Raw genomic sequence first — 17,717 nt, 5'->3', positions numbered from 1 at the left:
GTAAAAGAAAATGAAAATAATTTTTTTTCATTTAAGATTAAATAATTTTTACCTAATTTTAAAGGTTTTGGATTTAATTTTTTCTTTTATGTTATAATCAGTCATATATGAATTATTTATGTAGGTAATCGAGAGTAACCTTTTTTTCATAAAATTAAAATAATTGAACTCTTAAAATTGCTAAAATCAATATTTATATTTAAATTTATGTTTATCTTTTTTATTTTTATTTATGCGAAATATGTTAAACGCATAAAACAAAATTATATTCGAGGAGATTATAAATTTTCAATGTCAAAAAATGATAATTATAATGCTGATAGCATTCAGATTTTAGAAGGTTTGGAAGCTGTTCGGCTTAGACCAGGAATGTATATTGGTTCTACTTCAGAAAAAGGTTTATATCATTTAGTTTGGGAAATTATTGATAATTCTATTGATGAAGCTTTATCCGGGTTTGCTAATAATATTACTTTAGAAATTATTTCACCAAAAATTATTCGTATTTCGGATAATGGTCGCGGTATTCCTGTTGATATACATCCCAAAACACAAAAACCAGCTGTAGAAACTATTTTAACTACTTTGCATGCAGGAGGAAAGTTTAATAATTTTTCTTATGAATTTTCAGGAGGATTACATGGTGTAGGCGCTTCTGTTGTAAATGCATTATCTGAGTGGTTTGAAATAGAGATTCATATGAATCAAAAAATTTATTATCAAAGATATAAAAAAGGTGTTCCAGTTTCTCCTTTACAAGAAAAAGGAATTACAAAAGAAACAGGTACCGTTATCACTTTTTGTCCTGATTTCGATATTTTTAAAGAAATAGAAAATTTTTCTTTCCGTTTAGAAATTTTAAAAACAAGAGTACAACAATTAGCTTTTCTTAATAAAAATCTTAATTTAAATTTAATCGATCTTAGAGAAGAACCAACTAAATCTATTAGTTTTTGTTATAAGGGCGGAATAAAAGAATATCTTCAATATTTAAATGAAAATAAAAAAGTTTTAAATCAAATTTTTTATCAAGAATATAAATTTAACGATGTTTATTGCGAAATTTCTTTTCAATATTCAGAATCTTATTCTTCTAATATTTATTCTTTTGTTAATAATATTCCTACCCATGAGGGCGGAACACACGAAGAAGGATTTAAGATGTCTATGAATAGGATTTTAACTAAATATGCTAAAGATAAAAATTTATTAAAAAAAGATGTTAATTTTATAGGCGAAGATACTTTGGAAGGTATTACAGTCATTATTTCTTTAAGAATCCATAATCCTTTATTCGAAGGACAAACTAAAGCTAAATTAGGGAATCAAGAAATTAAATATTTTATTTCTAAAAATTTTGGTGATCGTTTAGAAAGATATTTATTAGAAAATCCTCAAGAAGCTAAGAAAATTATAGAAAAATGTTTATTATCTGTTAAAGCTAGAATAGCTGCTAAAAAGGCACGCGAAATAACCAGAAGAAAATCTCCTTTAGATTCTTTAGGTTTTGCTTCAAAGTTAGCTGATTGTTATAATAAAGTTCCTTCGGATTCCGAATTATATATTGTTGAAGGAGATTCAGCTGGTGGTTCTGCTAAACAAGGAAGAGATTCAAAATTTCAAGCTATTTTACCGCTTAGAGGTAAAATTATTAATGTTGAAAAATCACGTTTAGAAAAAGTTTTAAGCAATAATGAAATTATTTCTTTAATTCAGGCTATAGGTACTAATATCGATAAAGAATTTGATTTAAATAAAGCACGTTATCATCGTATTATTATTATGACAGATGCAGATGTCGATGGAGCACACATTAGGACTTTATTATTGACTTTCTTTTTTCGTAAATTAAGACCCTTGATTGAAAAAGGTTATATTTATTTTGCAAAACCTCCTTTATATAAGCTTCAACAAAATAAAAAAATTCATTATTTATATTCTGAAGAAGAATTAAAAAGTTTTATCCATGAAGACACAAATAAATCTAAAATTTCTATACAAAGATATAAAGGTTTGGGCGAAATGAATCCTGAACAACTATGGGATACTACAATGAATCCTACAACTAGAACTTTATTGCAAGTACAATTAGAAGATGCTTTAGAAGCTGATCGTATTTTTAGTATGTTAATGGGCGAAGAAGTATCTTACAGAAAAACATTTATTCAAGATAATGCTATTTATGCAGATATAGATATTTAAATTTTAAAAAAATTATTTTTCTTTTTTAAGAAAATTTTCAAAATAGCAAAAAAAGGATAATTGTAAAATATGTCAAAGGACATGAAACCAAAGGACAAAACGAATATTAAAGATTCAAATTCTGTTATTAAATATGATATTATTGAGAAAATTGATATCAATCAGGAAATACAAAAATCTTTTTTAAGTTATGCTATGAGTGTTATTATTTCTAGAGCTTTGCCAGAAATTCGAGATGGATTAAAACCAGTTCAAAGAAGAATTTTATATGGTATGAAAGTTCTAGGGGTAAATTATCAATCTAGTCATAAAAAATCTTCCAGAATAGTCGGTGATGTTATGGGTAAATACCATCCACATGGAGATAGTAGTATTTATGAAGCTATGGTTAGGATGGCTCAAAATTTTAATTATCGTTATCCTTTAATAGATGGACATGGGAATTTTGGTTCTATTGATGGAGATGCAGCAGCCGCTATGCGTTATACAGAAGTTAAAATGTCTAAATTATCTATGGAATTAATGAAAGAAATAGACCAAAATACTATTAAATTTATTCCTAATTATGATGGTAACGAAAAAGAACCTGTAGTTTTGCCATCTAGTTTTCCTAATTTATTAATGAACGGTTCTACTGGGATTGCTGTTGGTATGGCTACAAATATTCCTCCTCATAATTTAAGAGAAGTAATTGATGCTGTTATTGCTTATATCGAAAATAAAGAAATTGATATTTCAGGATTAATTCAATTTATTAAAGGTCCTGATTTTCCTACGGGCGGAGAACTTTTAGGTGTAGAAAATTTAAAAGAAGCTTATGAAACAGGAAGAGGAAGAGTTTTTATTCGTGCTAAAACAAGTATTATCCAAAAGGATAAAAACAAACCTTCAGTTTTAATAACCGAGATACCTTATCAAATTAAAAAAAGTGCTTTAATAGAACGTATTGTTTTTTTAGCGAAAGAAAAAATCATTGATGGTATTGTTGATTTAAGAGATGAATCTTCTAATCGTGAAGGCATCAAAATTGTAATTGATTTAAGAAAAGATATTAATCCAAAGATTTTTTTAAATAATTTATATAAACATTCTCAACTTCATATTTCTTTTAATTTTAATATGATTGCTTTAGTAAAAGGAACGCCAAAATTAGTTAGTTTAAAACAAATTATTCAAGAGTTTTTCAATTTTAGAATTGATATTATTAATCGTCAAAAACAATTTGAATTAGAAAAAGCTTTATCAAAAAAACACTTAGTTGGGGCTGCTATTATTGTTTTAAAAGATATTGATAATGTAATTTTAATGATTAAAAATTCTCAAGATATTAAAAGTGCTCAAATTAATTTAATGGAAAAATATGGGTTTGACGAAATCCAAAGTAAGTCTATTTTGGAAATGAGTTTGCAAAAAATTACTAATTTAGAAATAGAAAAAATTAAAGAAGAAGAAATAAAATTAATTTCTCAGATTCAAGAATGTGAAAAAATTATTTCTTCTCAATCTCAAAAAGAAACAATTTTAAAAAGAGATTTATTATGTATTAAAAAAACTTTCCAAGACGAAAGAAAGACATTTATTAATTATAAAATAACTAATTTCAATATTCCGAATGAAGATTTAATTGAGGAAGAACGTGTTTTGATTACCGTTACAGTTAAAGGTTATATTAAACGTCTTAGATTAGATACTTATAGACAACAAAATCGTGGCGGCAAGGGCATAAGCGGAATGGATATAAATGAAAATGATTTTGTCAAACATTTTGTTATCGCTTCTACACATGATTATCAGTTATTTTTCACTAATAAAGGAAAAGTATATCAAAAAAAAGCTTATGAAATACCTGTTTTTTCGCGCCAATCAAAAGGAATACCGTTGATTAATTTAATCCCCTTAGAGCAAGGAGAATTTTTGACTTTTATCAAAAGCATTAGTGATTTTAAACAAACCAACAATTATTTAGTTTTAATCACTAAAAAAGGTTTAATTAAAAGAAATAATATAATGGATTATCAAAATGTTAGATCTAATGGAAAAATAGCTTTTAATTTGAAATCAAATGACGAAGTAATAACTATTTTAAAAACTACTGGCAAACAAGACTTGATTTTAGCAGCTTCTAACGGTAAAGCTATTCGTTTTAATGAAAGTTCTATTAAGAAAACTACACGTATGTCTTCAGGAATTATAGGAATGAGAGTAGAACCTGAAATTAATATTATTGGCGCTACTGTTATTTCTTCAAATGAAGAAGACATTTTAGTTTTAACAGAATTTGGTTTTGGTAAAAAAACAAAAAATAGTGAATATAAAAAACAAAAAAGAGGTGGAAAAGGTACTAAAACTTTAAAAATAACTTCTAAAAATGGCTCAATAGCTGCTATAAAATCTATTTTGCCAGATACAGAATTAATTTTAATTACTGATGATGCACGAGTTCTGCGTCTTTCTTACAAAGAAATTTCAACAACTAAATCTAAAATAACTCAAGGAAATAAATTAATTTCAATAGATCAAAATAGTAAATTAGTAAATGTTGTCGTTGTGAAACAATCAGAAGAAGAATCAATTATAATTAAAGAATCATTCCAATAATATATTATATTTGTTTTGATTAATTTTTTATTTTTCATAAAATAATTGAAATAAAATATAGATAGTTTATTATTTGAAATATTTTTTATATGATGAGAATTAAAAAAATATGAATTATGATTATAATTTTTGTATTCACGAGACTTCTTCTTTTTTGATGACTAAACAAATAGCTTTTTATTTTAGCGAACAAAAGCTTAATTCATCAAGAATGTTTAATCAAAAAATTATTCTTTTGTTAGAAGGAGAAATTGGTTCAGGCAAAACTGCTTTTACTAAAGGAATAGCGAAGCAATTAAAAATTAAAAAAAATATTAATAGTTCAACTTTTATTTTATCTAAAATTTATCAAGGGAAATATCGAAGAATGCATCATTTAGATTTATATCGTTTATCAAATGTTAATAAAAATCACATTACTCATATAATTTTTCAAGAATTATTAGAAAATTTAGAAGATAATGATATTGTCGTTGTTGAATCTTCTGAAAAAATTGGGTCTTTTTTTTCTTTTTGGAATTTTAAAATTAATATAGATATTTTAAATTACACAAAAAGAAGAATTAAGATAGAATATAATAAAGAAATTATAGATTGTTTTTGATAATTATGTTTAAAAAAAAAAAATCTAAATATCTTATCTTAGATATTTCTATTCAGTTACAATTAATAATTGTAGCTACTGATAAAAATATCATTAGTATTTATAAATATTTTGATAAAAAAAATTTTGTCGCTAATATTGTTCCTTTACTAGATCAAGCGATGAAAGAAAATTCATGTCTTTTTCAAAATTTAAAAGGTATTATTGTAGGAGTGGGTCCTGGATCTTATGTTGGAACTAGATTAGCTGTTTTAACAGCAAAAATGTTATCTTTAGAATTTAATATTGATTTATATCAAATTAGTAGTTTATTACTTTTATCTAGTGGTTATGGTTCGGGATTAATTACTCCAAAAATAGATGCTAAAAATCATTTTTTTTATAGTTTAAGTTTATTAAATCAAAAAATAATTTTAAATGAAAATTTATATCATGAATTTTTTTTAAATCAATTTGAAAATCATGTTATTTTAACAGAACAAAATTTTAAAATTTCTCTTTCTAAAGTTTTGTGCTATATGAAAAAAGTAACTAATCCTCATGTTTTAATCCCAAGTTATTATGTACCTTTTATACCAAAAGAATAGTTTTTTAATTGAAAAATAATTTAAAAATATTTTAATATAAGAATTTTTTGAATAAAGGTTACTTTATTATGATTATTTTATCTATTGAAACAAGTTGCGATGATACTAGTATTGCTATAACAAAAGATGGTAAAAAAGTTTTATCAAATATTATTTTTTCTCAAAATTTATATCATCAAGAATTTGGTGGTGTTATGCCTGAAATTGCTGCAAGAAAACATGTAGAATATATAACTATAATTTTACAAAAAGTTTTTGTTGAAACTCAGATTAAACCTCAAGATATTGATTTGGTAGCAGTTACAGAAGGACCTGGTTTGATTAGTTCTTTGTTCGTAGGTATTAATTTAGCTAATTTATTTGCTTATATTTATCAAAAACCTCTTTTAGGTGTTAATCATTTGATAGGCCATATTTATTCTATTCAAATAGAACATGAGTTAAAATTTCCTTCTTTAGTTCTCTTAATTTCTGGTGGGCATACAGAATTATTTTATATAAAAGATCATTTTCAAATTAAACATTTAGGTACTACTTTGGATGATGCTATAGGAGAAGTTTATGATAAAATTGCTAAAAATTTAAATTTAGGTTATCCAGGCGGACCGATTATAGAAAAATTAGCATCTCAAGGACAAGATAATTATCATTTCGTTAGACCTTATTTGAAGAATAAAAATTTAAATTTTAGTTTTTCAGGTTTAAAAAGTAATATTATTTATTTTATTAATCAATTGAAAAATAAAAATCAACAGATACAGTTAAAAGAATTAAATGATATATGTGCTTCTTTTCAAGCAAGTATTTTTGATGTCTTGATTATTAAACTTCAAAGAGCTTTAGCTATTTTGTCAATTAAACAATTAATTGTTGTTGGCGGAGTAGCGTCGAATCGAACTTTAAAAAAAATATTACAACAAAAATTTGATTATTTAGAAGTTATTTTCCCTAGTTCACAATATTGCACTGATCAAGCAGCAATGATTGGAATTGCAGCTTATTATCAAAATGAATTCGATCAAAAAGCTCAAAAAAAATATAATATGACAGGTAATGCTGATTTATCTTTCAAATTTCACTTGAAAAATTGATTAGTATAGTTTAATTTAATTTTTATTCAAAAATGAACGAAATAAAACCAAATTTATCTCAAAAATTTTAAAAACTATTTTTTTATGATATAATGAATTTATATAAAATTAAAAAAGGATTATACAGTTTATGCCTGATTATAAGCATGTTTCAAGAAAAATCAAATTTTATTAAAACTATTATTAAAAGAGATTTAGAAAAAAATAAATATCAATCGGTGGTGACTCGTTTTCCTCCCGAACCAAATGGGTTTCTTCATTTAGGACACGCAAGGGCTATTATTGTTAATTTTGAATTAAGTAAATTTTTTAAAGGAAAAACTTATTTGAGATATGATGATACTAATCCTAGATCAGAAAAAAAGATTTATGTTGATTCTATTTTAGAAGATATACATTGGTTGGGTTATCAACCAGATAAAGTTTTTTTTTCTTCAGATTATTTCGAAGAAATATTTCAAAAAGCTGTTTTGTTAATCAAAAAAGGGAAAGCTTTTGTTGATGATTTAAACTCTGAACAAATCAAAAATACTAGAGGAGATTTTCAAAACGCAGGTTTAGATTCTCCTTATAGAAACCGTTCTATTGAAACAAATTTGCTTTTATTTTATCAAATGAAGGAAGGTTTGTTTCAAGAAGGAGAAAAAGTATTACGAGCAAAAATTAATATGGATAATCCTAATATGAATTTAAGAGATCCTGTTTTATATCGTATTTTGGATGCTTATACTTTAAAAAATAAACATTATTTTATTTTCCCTTCTTATGATTTTGCTCATCCTTTGGGAGATTCGATCGAAGGAATTACCCATTCTCTTTGTTCTTTAGAATTTGAAGATCACCGTCCTTTATATGATTGGGTAATTAGAGAAACAGAAATGCAGAATATTCCTACTCAAATTGAATTTGGACGACTTAATGTTTCACAAATTGTTTTAAGTAAAAGACATTTAAAAACTTTAATAGAACATGATTTGGTTTCAGGTTGGGATGATCCTAGAATACCTACTTTAAAAGGTATGCGTCGTAAAGGTTATACGCCAGAATCTATTAAAAAATTTGTTTTAGAAAGTGGATTATCTAGGAATAACACTTTTGTTGATTTTAAAATGCTCGAAAATTCTATTCGAAACGAATTACAATATAAGGTTAAAAAAGTTATGGTTGTAACTGATCCTTTAAAAGTTACAATTTTAAATTATCCCGAAAACAAAAGAGAATTTACAGAAGTGCCTTATGATGATTGTTTAAAAGAATTAGGCACTAGGAAAGTTTTTTTTTCAAAATATTTATATATTGAGAAAGATGATTTCCAAATTGAAAAAAAAGATCCAAGTTCTAAAAAACTATTTTTAAATGGTGAAGTAAGATTGTTTCATTTTTATTTTATTAAAGCCGTTGATGTTATTAGGAATAATGAAGGGGAAATTATTGAAATTTTAGCTTTTTATGATCCAGAAACTAAAAGTGGTACAGGTTTTAACAAAAGAAAACCTAATGGAACTATTCATTTTATTGAACAGATGAATGTTCAAAAAGTTTTTATAAATTTTTTTCAACCTCTTTTTAAAACTTCTTATCCTAAAAATATTATTGATGAATTTAATTTTGATTCTTTTCAACAAAAAGAAGCTTTTATAGAAGGTTCATTATATTTCAATTCTAATTATGAAAAATTTCAATTTTTGAGAAAAGGTTATTTCATTCTAGATTTAGAACAGCAAAAAAATTCAATTATTAATTTTAATGAAATTGTTTCATTGAGGAATTTATACAATACTAAAAAAAGTTCTATGTAAAATAAAAATTTTTTGGAAAATAAAAATATAAAATAGTAAATAAGTAAAATTTTATTTTTTTATTAAATAAATTTCAAATTTAAGATAAATAAAAATGGATATAAAATTTTTATTATTATAAATATAATTTTTATTTGTATAAAATAATTTGATTTTATTAAAAATAATTTTAATATTTTTTTGTTATTTTATTATTTGTATTATAAAGTTAAATTTATTAGAATAAAAGTATATTATGTTAAAAGTTGCAGGAATTTAAAAATATAAAATATTTTATATTTTTAAAGTAAGAAAATAGTTTTTAGTTTGTGGATTTTTATGTCAAATGTGAAAATAATTAGCGAATAAAAGATTTAATTTATTTCTTTAATTGGCTAAAAGTATAAAATGTAGTTAATGATGATTAAAAATATCGAAATAATAATGATAATTAAGTTTTTGTTAAAATTTTTAGGAAGTATTTTGTATTATTTTTTTTTGTTTTGTATTTTGTGTTTGATTTTTTTAAATATTATTAATTATTTTTATCCTAAAGATGAGTCTAATTTTTTCGGTTTTAATATTTATTCCGTATCTACCGAAAGCATGCAACCGGATATTTATCCTAATGATTTAGTCATCGTTAAGAAAGTAAAAGATTGTTCTTATTTACAAAAAGATGACGATATAATTTTTCATCTTGATAAAACTTTTAAGTTTGATACTCTAGTTGCCTTAGTTGTTCATAGAATATTAATAAATAATAAAGATGAAAAATGGATAACCACTAAAGGAATTAATAATCGTGATAGTTTTCCGTGGGAAAAAAAAATTAAATATGAAGATGTGGTTGCAAAAGTAATTTATACTATTCATTTGCATAAGTTATTTTCTTTTTTTAAATATTTCAAAGAAATTTTTATATTGTTATTTCCTATAATAATAATATTTTTTGCATTGTTCTTAATAATAATTATTTTTTTATATAATTAATTTTGAGATTTTTTATGTTTTTTTATGGTAGTGAATAATATTTTTGAAAAATAAAATATAAAGTGGGTTCTTATTATAAATTTGAATTTAATTAGTTATTTTGAAAATTTTTTAAAAATCGAGCGTAATTATTCATCATTAACTATAGCTAATTATATTTATGATGTTCAAGAATTTAAAAATTTTTTGATCAATAATAATATTGAATTTAATTTAGAGTTTTTATCGCAAAAAAATAAAGCACGTTCTTTTCTTGTTTTTCTTCATTCAAAAAAATTAAAAGATACAAGCGTTAGTAGAAAGATTTCCGCATTAAAAACTTTTTATAATTTTTTAATAGAAAGATTTGATTTGAAAATAAATATTTTTAAATTAATTAAGTTAAAAAAAATACCTAAAAAAATACCTAAGATTATTTCAGAAGAGGATATTCAAAAATTATTTGATTCTATTGATCAAAATAAAATTTTAGGTTTTCGTAATTATTTAATATTAGAATTGCTTTACAGTTTTGGTTTAAGAGTAAGCGAATTAATTAATTTGAAAGTACAAGATATATATTTTGATAATGCACAAATTTTAATTAACGGCAAAGGAAGAAAAGAAAGATATTTACCTATACATACAAATTTAATTCAAACATTAAAATATTATATAAATCATATTCGTCCTTTATTAATTTTAAAAAATAAAAAATCAATGAAAAAAGAACATTTCTTTTTGTTAGTTAATTATAAAGGAAATGTTTTTACTTCAAAAGGCATTAGATTTATTTTAAATCAATTATGTATTCAAACAGGTCAAAAAAAAATTTCTCCTCATGTTTTAAGACATGCTTTTGCCACTATTTTGCTTAACAAAGGTGCTGATTTAAGAGTAGTACAAGAATTATTAGGACATATTAATTTAAAAACTACACAAATTTATACTTATGTTTCTAATCAATTTTTAAAAAAAAAATTTTTAGAATTTCATCCTCTCAATATGAATCTTAAATTAAATCAAAAAAAAACAAAGAAAGAATGTTAAAATGGCACAAAAAGTTCAATTTTATTTTCAAATTATTAGTAAGTTTAAAAATGAAAAAATTAATTTACCTCGAAGACAGACTTTTTTAAGTGCGGGATATGATTTAGAATCAGCTATTGATGTTCAAATTTTACCAAGACAAACCGTTTTAGTTCCGACAGGAATTAAAGCTTTTTTTGATTATGATAAAGTTTTATGTGTTTATGCTAGATCTTCGTTGATAAAAAAAAATTTAATGTTATCGAATGGTGTTGGAATTATTGATAGTGACTATTATAATAATACACAAAACGAAGGACATATTTTTGTTGCTTTATATAATTTGTCTGATAAAAATGCTGTTCTTATTCAAAAGAATGAAAGAATTGCTCAATGTATTTTACAAAATTTTTATTTAACAAAAAACGATTTAGCTTCTAAGAGAATTCGCGACAATGGGTTTGGTAGTACAAACGAAAAAAAATAATCAAAAAATTTTTAATAATTATTTTTATTTCAATTCAATAGATTAAAAAAAATAAAATATGCTAAAATAAGAATAGGTTAATTTTTGAATCATTATTTAGATAGTTGTATATTGTTTTTTTTGGATATAAAAAGAAAGTTATTAAGTATTTTTATTTTTTATTAATTAATATTATTAATATCGATATGTAAAGTATTATGAAAAAATATTAAACAAAGATAAAAAAAATTATGGAAAGGTTTTTTTGAAAAAAATTATGGCAGTTGTTTCTATTAAACAATTATTAGAATCAGGTATTCACTTTGGACATACAGCTAGACAATGCCATTATAAAATGAAACCTTATTTGTTTTCTTTGAGCGAAGGAGTACCTGTTATTAGGAATAAAATTAATATCATAGATTTAAAAAAAACAATTTTAGCAGTAGAAAATGTTTATGAAAAAATTTTTGATATTGCATTGAATGGTGGTAAAGTTCTTTTTTTAGGAACTAAAAAACAAATTCAAGAAATTTTAAAACAGGAAGCAAAACGTTCAGGTCAGTTTTATGTTGTTCATAGATGGTTAGGAGGAATTTTAACTAATTTTCAAACTATTTCTAAAAGAATAACTTTTTTAAAAACATTATACAAGCAAGAACAAGAAGGTTTATGGAAAGATTTGCCTAAAAAAGAAGTGTCTTTATTAATGAAAAAAAGAGATAAATTAGAAAAGATTTTAGGCGGAATCAAAGATATGTCACAATTGCCGCAAGCTATTTTTGTAGTAGATGTGCAAAAAGATGTTATTGCTATTGCAGAAGCTCGAAAATTAAATATTAAAATTTTTGGTATTGTTGATAGTAATTGTGATCCAGATTTAGTAGATTATATTATTCCTGCAAATAATGATGCAATTAAGGGAGTCAAATTAATTACTTCGATTATTGCAAATGCTATCATCGATGCTCAAAATAATAATAATATTACTACCAAGAAAGATAATATTTTTACAAAAAAAACAATCTCTTTTTCTTCAAAATTGGTTGATTCTAATGATAAAATTAGTAAATGATGTTTTATAAATTAAATAATAAAATAAGTTAATTTATTTTTTATTTATAATTATTTATAAGATAGACATTTATAAAATAAATTTTAAAATTAAAAAAAGATGTTAAAAATATAAACATCTTTTTTAATAAATAGTTTTTTTGAAAAATTTTAATTTTTAATGAAAAAAAAGTTATTTTTTCTAATTTTTCAAAAATACAAAATCAATTTTATTTTATCTTTAAACAATAGATAATTTTATAAAAAGGATAAAAGAAATGAAAATCAGCAAAGAAATGATTCAGCAATTAAGAAAAATGTCTAATATAGGTATTTTATATTGTAAAAAAGCTTTAGAAAAAACCGAAGGAGATATTGAAAAAGCTTTTTCTTTACTTAAAAAAGAAGGATTAATAAAAGCTGCTGAAAATAATAAAGATCTTGTTCTTTCAGAAGGGTTAACTAATGTTGCTTTTAGGAATAATAAAGCTGTTTTATTTGAATTAAATACAGAAACTGATTTTGTCGCTAGAAATTCAATTTTTTTAAATTTATGTTCTCAATTAGAAAAGATTTTATTAGAAGCTGACGATTATATAAAAACTTTAGATGATTTTTTAAATTATTCTTATAATGATAAAACTGTAAAAAATTTTATTTTGGAATCAATAGCTGTTTTAAAAGAACAAATTATTTTAAAAAGAATAGCTATTTTTTATAAAAACAATACAGAAAGCTTTGGTATTTATAAACATCAAGGAGGAAGAATTTCTTCTTTAGTTTGTTTAACGAAACCTTGTCTTGAAGTAGAAAGTAATTTACCTATTCACATAGTTGGACTTAAACCTAAATTTTTGAATAAAGAAAAAATTGATAGATTTTTTTTAAAAAAAGAGGAAGAACTTTTGAAAGAAAAAACTATAAATGAATTCAAAGAACAAAATAAAACTTTAAATCATGTTTTGATAGAAAAAATAGTTCAAAAGCGTCTAGATGTTTTTTTAGAACAAAATTGTTTATTAGAACAATTTTTATATAATAATTCGGATCAAAAAGTAAAAGAATATTTAAAAAAATACAATGTTGATGTTCTTTTTTTTGAACGTTTTGAATTAGGAGAAGATTATTAATTATTTGAAGAAAAGATATTTTCTGATTTTCTTATAAAAAATAATTTTTTTTATATTATTTTATTTTTTTAAAAAGAGATTTATTGTTTATATGTTCTATAATTTTAAAATTTGGAAAATTAATTTAATAAAAAATATTGTTTTTACATTTTGGTTTGATAATCTTTATCAAAGGATAAAAGGTTTTAATGTCAAAAAGAATTCTTTTAAAATTAAGTGGAGAAGCTTTAAAAGGAGATGATTTTAACATTCAACCTCAAAAAGTTAAACAAATTGCTAAAGAAATTAAAGAAATTAAAGATTTAGGGTTAGAAATAGTTATTATTGTAGGAGCTGGTAATATTTGGCGTGGTATCATAGGTCAAGAATTAGGAATGGCGCGTAGCCAATCTGATTATATGGGAATGCTAGGTACTATTATAAATGCTTTAGCTTTACAAGATGCTTTAGAAAACATACAAGTGCAAACTCGAGTTATGACTGCTTTTAATGTGATTTCTGTAGCAGAACCTTATATTAAAGGAAGAGCCTTGCGACATTTAAACAAAGGTCGTGTTGTCATTTTAGGTGCAGGTTTGGGTTCTCCTTATTTTTCTACAGATACCGCTGCTGCTTTAAGATCTGCGGAACTGAATATTAATAATATTTTAATGGCCAAAAACGGTATTAAAGGAGTCTATGATAAAGATCCGAAAAAATTCAAAGATGCTATTTTATTTAAAAAGATGGAATTTAAAGAAGTTATTGCTAGAAAATTAGATGTTATGGATATAACTGCTGTTTCTTTTTGTTGGGAAAATAAAATTAATATTTTTGTTTTTGATATGAATGAAGAAGGTAATATTAAAAAAATTATTTTAAATGAAAAAATAGGTACTTTTATTACTTATTAAGGAGAATTTATTAAAATGGAAGAATTAGCAAAAGAAATTTTGATCGAATTAGAAATTAAAATGTCTAATTCGAAAAATATAATGTTATCAAAATTTATTAATATTAGAACAGGAGTAGCTAATCCTAAATTATTAGATAAAATAATTGTTGATTATTACGGTGTAGGAACTTTTTTAAAAAATATGGGAACTATTAATGTTATAGAGGGTTATCAATTACATATTAAATTATTTGATCTTAGTTGTAATGATAAAGTTGTGAATGCTATTAAAGCTCATAATTTAGGTATTACTCCACAGACTGATGGTAAAATCATTAAATTAATCTTTCCTCAACCTACAGAAGAAAGAAGAAAACAATTAATTAAAGAAATTGAAGAAATTTCGATGCAAACTAAAGTTGTTGTTAGAAATATTCGTCGCCAAGGTAATGATAAAATTAAAAAAATGAAATTCAATCAATATTTAGAAAATCATTTTTTAAAACTTATTCAAGACTTAACAGATAAGTGGATTGATTTGATCGAAAAAGAAACTCAACAAAAAAATAAAGAATTATTGAAAATTTAATGCAAAAAAAAAAATCTCATTTCATTTTTAAAAAAATTTATATAGGATTTATAATATTTTTTATTGCTTTATTTTTTTTCTTTCTTATGTCTTATTTAGATAAGACAAACAATTTTCCTTTTTTTGTCCCTTTTTCTTTATTTATTTGTTCTTTATTATTTAATTTAAAAGCTTCGAAGGAATTTTTAGATTCAACGACAACAAAACCAAAAAATAAGAATAAATCCTTATATAAGATTATTATTTTTCTTTGTTTTTGCAATTTTTGTTGTTTTTGTTCTTTTATTATAAAATTTTTAGAAACAAAAAAAGATTTTATTTTTAGTGTAATTGTCAAGGATTATAAAAAAGATTATATTTTTAGTGTAATTTTCAAGGATTATTTTGACTATTTTCTTTTCTTTTTTCTTTTAGGCATATTGTTTGTTTTTTTTTTGTTTTTGTTTAAAAAAGAATTTGATATTTTTTATTTAAATTGTTTTTGTTTTATTTCTTTATATATTGCGTTTTTTAGTTCTTGTTTTTATAGTTTGATTATTTTTAATCAAAAATGGTTTTTTTATATTTTTTTGATTACGATTATAAGTGATAGTTTTGCTTTTGTTGGAGGACGTTTATTTGGTAAAAATTTTTTATGTTCTTCTTTAAGTCCTAATAAAACTTGGGAAGGTTTTTTTTCTGGTATTATTTTTACACTTATATTAGTATTATTTTTTTTCCCTCTCAAAGAAGAAATAAAAAGTTACACTTATTTTATTATTTTTACTATTTTTTGTAGTATTATTGCCCAATTTGGAGATTTGATCGCTTCTAAAATTAAAAGGAATTTAAAAATTAAAGATTTTGGTAATATATTTTTAGAACATGGTGGTTTATTAGATCGTTTTGATTCACTTTTATTTTTATCTTTTTTTATTATTTTAATTTTATTTGGAATTCCTATTCTAGGAATAGAATCATTTATGGATATTATTAATATAGAATAACAAATATAAATGATTCTTTAAACAAAAAAAACATCTTTTATATAATAAAGATGTTTTTTTTGTTTAAATATAAACTTTTTATTTTATATAAATATAAAATTATTAAACTCTTTTTAATTCTGTTCTTTTTAAAAGACGTGCGGAAATATAAACTTTTTTTATTTTACCTTTGTCATCTAAAATACGAACTTTTTGTAAATTAGATTTCCAAATTCTTCTATTTGCATTCATTGCATGACTACGTTTATTACCGAAAAAAGTAGTTTTCCCACTCAAATAACATTTACTCATAATATAATATCAACTTTCTTACTTTTATGAAATCAACGCATTAAATTAATTAATATTAATAATAAATTAATTTCACAATATTATTGTATTAATTATATACTAAAAAAATAATAATTTCTAAAATTTTTTCATTAAGTATTTTATTTTTATTTTCAACTGAAAGTAATTAATAAATAATTTTACTTCTAAAAAGTTTATTTTTAGGACAAAATTATCTTTTTAACGGTTTCGTTTTAATAGTTATCAACCTATTAAAATAGTATTTCTTGCTTTTTTCGCGCTTAACCCGAATAAAAATAAAAGATTTTTTTTAATTTTGTTAGATAAAAAATAGGCATTTTTTTATTTTTTTTTATTATTTACAAATCTTATTTTATTTCTAAAAGGGGGTTTTAAGTTTACTTTTTTTTATTTGTTATGAAAAATTGTCAATATCAAGTAATATAACAGTGAAGGATTTGAATAATCTATATATTTTTTTTCTAGATTTTGAACCGAGATTTTTTATATTACAATTGTTATAAGAGCGAATATATAAATAAAAAAATCAATATAATATAATTTTTACTAAAAAATAATTTGTTTACTGAACAAAATTATTATATTTATGAAAGAAATTTAAAATAAAATAATATTATTTTCTATCATTTTTTTTGAAAGACGGAAAGTATATAATATCTCCTAATAAATATAGAAAATTTTTTATTTTTTGAATAAACAATTTATTTATGAATATTAGATTAAAAATATTTATTTTTGATATTATTTTATTGTTTTATAATATTTATTTTTTCAATTCAATTTATTAATAATAAATATTAAATTATAGGAAATAGGAATTTATGATAATAAAAAAAATATTTTTTTTTACAATTTTATTTATAATGTTTGTTTTTTATATAAAAAAAATATTTTTTATTGAAAAAAAAACATTGCCACCAATATTTTCAAATAAATTAGAAAAAGAATTAGAATTAGAATTTCAAATAGAAAAAATTTTAAAAAAAAAAAATTTTATAAAATAATTTTAAATTTTCCATATTTTATAGGCTCTTGCGAAATAGATTTAGAAAAACAAATAATACAAAATTTAATATTAATGACAAATGATAATATTAAATATGATATTCAAAAAAAAAAATTATAGTAAAAAATATTGATTTTATAATAAATACTGAAATTTTATTTGCTAAAAGTTATTTTAAACTTAACCCAGGTTTTTATAAATTTCGAGATTTGTTTTTTATTCGTTTTAAAATTTTTTTAATATTTAAAAAAGATAAAGATAAATATTTTGTCGAATATAAAATTCAAAGAAAAAAAATTTCTAAAATATAAAAATAAATAATAATAATCTAGAAAAATATAAATTGAATATTTATAATAAAAAAATTAAATCCTAAAAATTTATTTTTGGTTTTGTTGGATACATATACATATATATATGTATATTCAGATTTAAGAATA

General features: G+C 22.2%; 15 protein-coding genes. 14 read left to right on the top strand and 1 reads right to left on the bottom strand.

Translation table 11 applies throughout. The features are described 5' to 3' along the window. Window positions 1-291 precede the first annotated feature (291 nt). From gyrB to MDPP_RS00230, 14 genes are all read left to right on the top strand, one after another. A complete protein-coding gene (gene gyrB / locus MDPP_RS00295) occupies window positions 292-2,202 on the top strand; it encodes a DNA topoisomerase (ATP-hydrolyzing) subunit B (protein ID WP_144658209.1) in 1,911 nt (636 codons plus the stop codon). A gap of 81 nt (window positions 2,203-2,283) precedes the next feature. Then, window positions 2,284-4,800, top strand: coding sequence for a DNA gyrase subunit A (gyrA, locus tag MDPP_RS00290; RefSeq protein ID WP_246058857.1), 2,517 nt, complete (start codon window positions 2,284-2,286; stop codon window positions 4,798-4,800). A gap of 109 nt (window positions 4,801-4,909) precedes the next feature. Continuing rightward, on the top strand, window positions 4,910-5,404 hold the full coding sequence (tsaE, locus tag MDPP_RS00285) for a tRNA (adenosine(37)-N6)-threonylcarbamoyltransferase complex ATPase subunit type 1 TsaE (protein WP_144658207.1): 495 nt from the start codon (window positions 4,910-4,912) through the stop codon (window positions 5,402-5,404). 5 nt (window positions 5,405-5,409) lie between these two features. After that, window positions 5,410-5,991 (top strand): tRNA (adenosine(37)-N6)-threonylcarbamoyltransferase complex dimerization subunit type 1 TsaB, encoded by a 582-nt coding sequence (gene tsaB, locus MDPP_RS00280; protein WP_144658206.1) that lies wholly within the window; start codon window positions 5,410-5,412, stop codon window positions 5,989-5,991. Between the two features lie 68 nt (window positions 5,992-6,059). Then, window positions 6,060-7,082: a tRNA (adenosine(37)-N6)-threonylcarbamoyltransferase complex transferase subunit TsaD gene (gene tsaD, locus MDPP_RS00275; RefSeq protein WP_144658205.1), complete on the top strand. Its 1,023-nt coding sequence runs from the start codon at window positions 6,060-6,062 to the stop codon at window positions 7,080-7,082. Between the two features lie 146 nt (window positions 7,083-7,228). After that, window positions 7,229-8,881: a glutamine--tRNA ligase gene (gene glnS / locus MDPP_RS00270; protein WP_144658204.1), complete on the top strand. Its 1,653-nt coding sequence runs from the start codon at window positions 7,229-7,231 to the stop codon at window positions 8,879-8,881. 396 nt (window positions 8,882-9,277) lie between these two features. Beyond that, window positions 9,278-9,853 (top strand): S26 family signal peptidase, encoded by a 576-nt coding sequence (locus tag MDPP_RS00265; RefSeq protein ID WP_144658203.1) that lies wholly within the window; start codon window positions 9,278-9,280, stop codon window positions 9,851-9,853. Between the two features lie 81 nt (window positions 9,854-9,934). Next, entirely contained in the window at window positions 9,935-10,882 is a 948-nt protein-coding gene (locus MDPP_RS00260) for a tyrosine-type recombinase/integrase (protein ID WP_246058856.1), read from the top strand. Between the two features lies 1 nt (window position 10,883). Beyond that, window positions 10,884-11,348 (top strand): dCTP deaminase/dUTPase family protein, encoded by a 465-nt coding sequence (locus MDPP_RS00255; RefSeq protein WP_144658201.1) that lies wholly within the window; start codon window positions 10,884-10,886, stop codon window positions 11,346-11,348. Window positions 11,349-11,604: 256 nt separating this feature from the next. Continuing rightward, window positions 11,605-12,402: a 30S ribosomal protein S2 gene (rpsB, locus tag MDPP_RS00250; RefSeq protein ID WP_144658237.1), complete on the top strand. Its 798-nt coding sequence runs from the start codon at window positions 11,605-11,607 to the stop codon at window positions 12,400-12,402. A 256-nt stretch (window positions 12,403-12,658) separates the two neighbouring features. Continuing rightward, window positions 12,659-13,510 carry a translation elongation factor Ts gene (tsf, locus tag MDPP_RS00245; RefSeq protein WP_144658200.1) on the top strand — a complete coding sequence of 284 codons (852 nt, stop codon included), beginning with the start codon at window positions 12,659-12,661 and terminating at the stop codon, window positions 13,508-13,510. A 188-nt stretch (window positions 13,511-13,698) separates the two neighbouring features. Beyond that, window positions 13,699-14,403 (top strand): UMP kinase, encoded by a 705-nt coding sequence (pyrH, locus tag MDPP_RS00240; protein ID WP_144658199.1) that lies wholly within the window; start codon window positions 13,699-13,701, stop codon window positions 14,401-14,403. Between the two features lie 15 nt (window positions 14,404-14,418). Next, complete coding sequence (locus tag MDPP_RS00235) at window positions 14,419-14,973, top strand: ribosome-recycling factor (RefSeq protein ID WP_144658198.1); 555 nt, start codon at window positions 14,419-14,421, stop codon at window positions 14,971-14,973. Beyond that, complete coding sequence (locus MDPP_RS00230) at window positions 14,973-15,959, top strand: phosphatidate cytidylyltransferase (protein ID WP_144658197.1); 987 nt, start codon at window positions 14,973-14,975, stop codon at window positions 15,957-15,959. The genes MDPP_RS00235 and MDPP_RS00230 overlap by 1 nt, the downstream gene beginning before the upstream one ends. 102 nt (window positions 15,960-16,061) lie before the next feature. On the opposite strand, the gene rpmB is transcribed toward MDPP_RS00230, so the two are convergent. Then, window positions 16,062-16,250: a 50S ribosomal protein L28 gene (gene rpmB, locus MDPP_RS00225; protein ID WP_144658196.1), complete on the bottom strand. Its 189-nt coding sequence runs from the start codon at window positions 16,248-16,250 to the stop codon at window positions 16,062-16,064. Between the last annotated feature and the right edge of the window lie 1,467 nt (window positions 16,251-17,717).

It is taken from the genome of Candidatus Phytoplasma pini (assembly GCF_007821455.1).
GTDB lineage: Bacteria > Bacillota_I > Bacilli_A > Acholeplasmatales > Acholeplasmataceae > Phytoplasma > Phytoplasma pini.
Note: the sequence above shows the minus strand (reverse complement) of the source record. Positions and strands in the feature narration are given on the sequence as shown.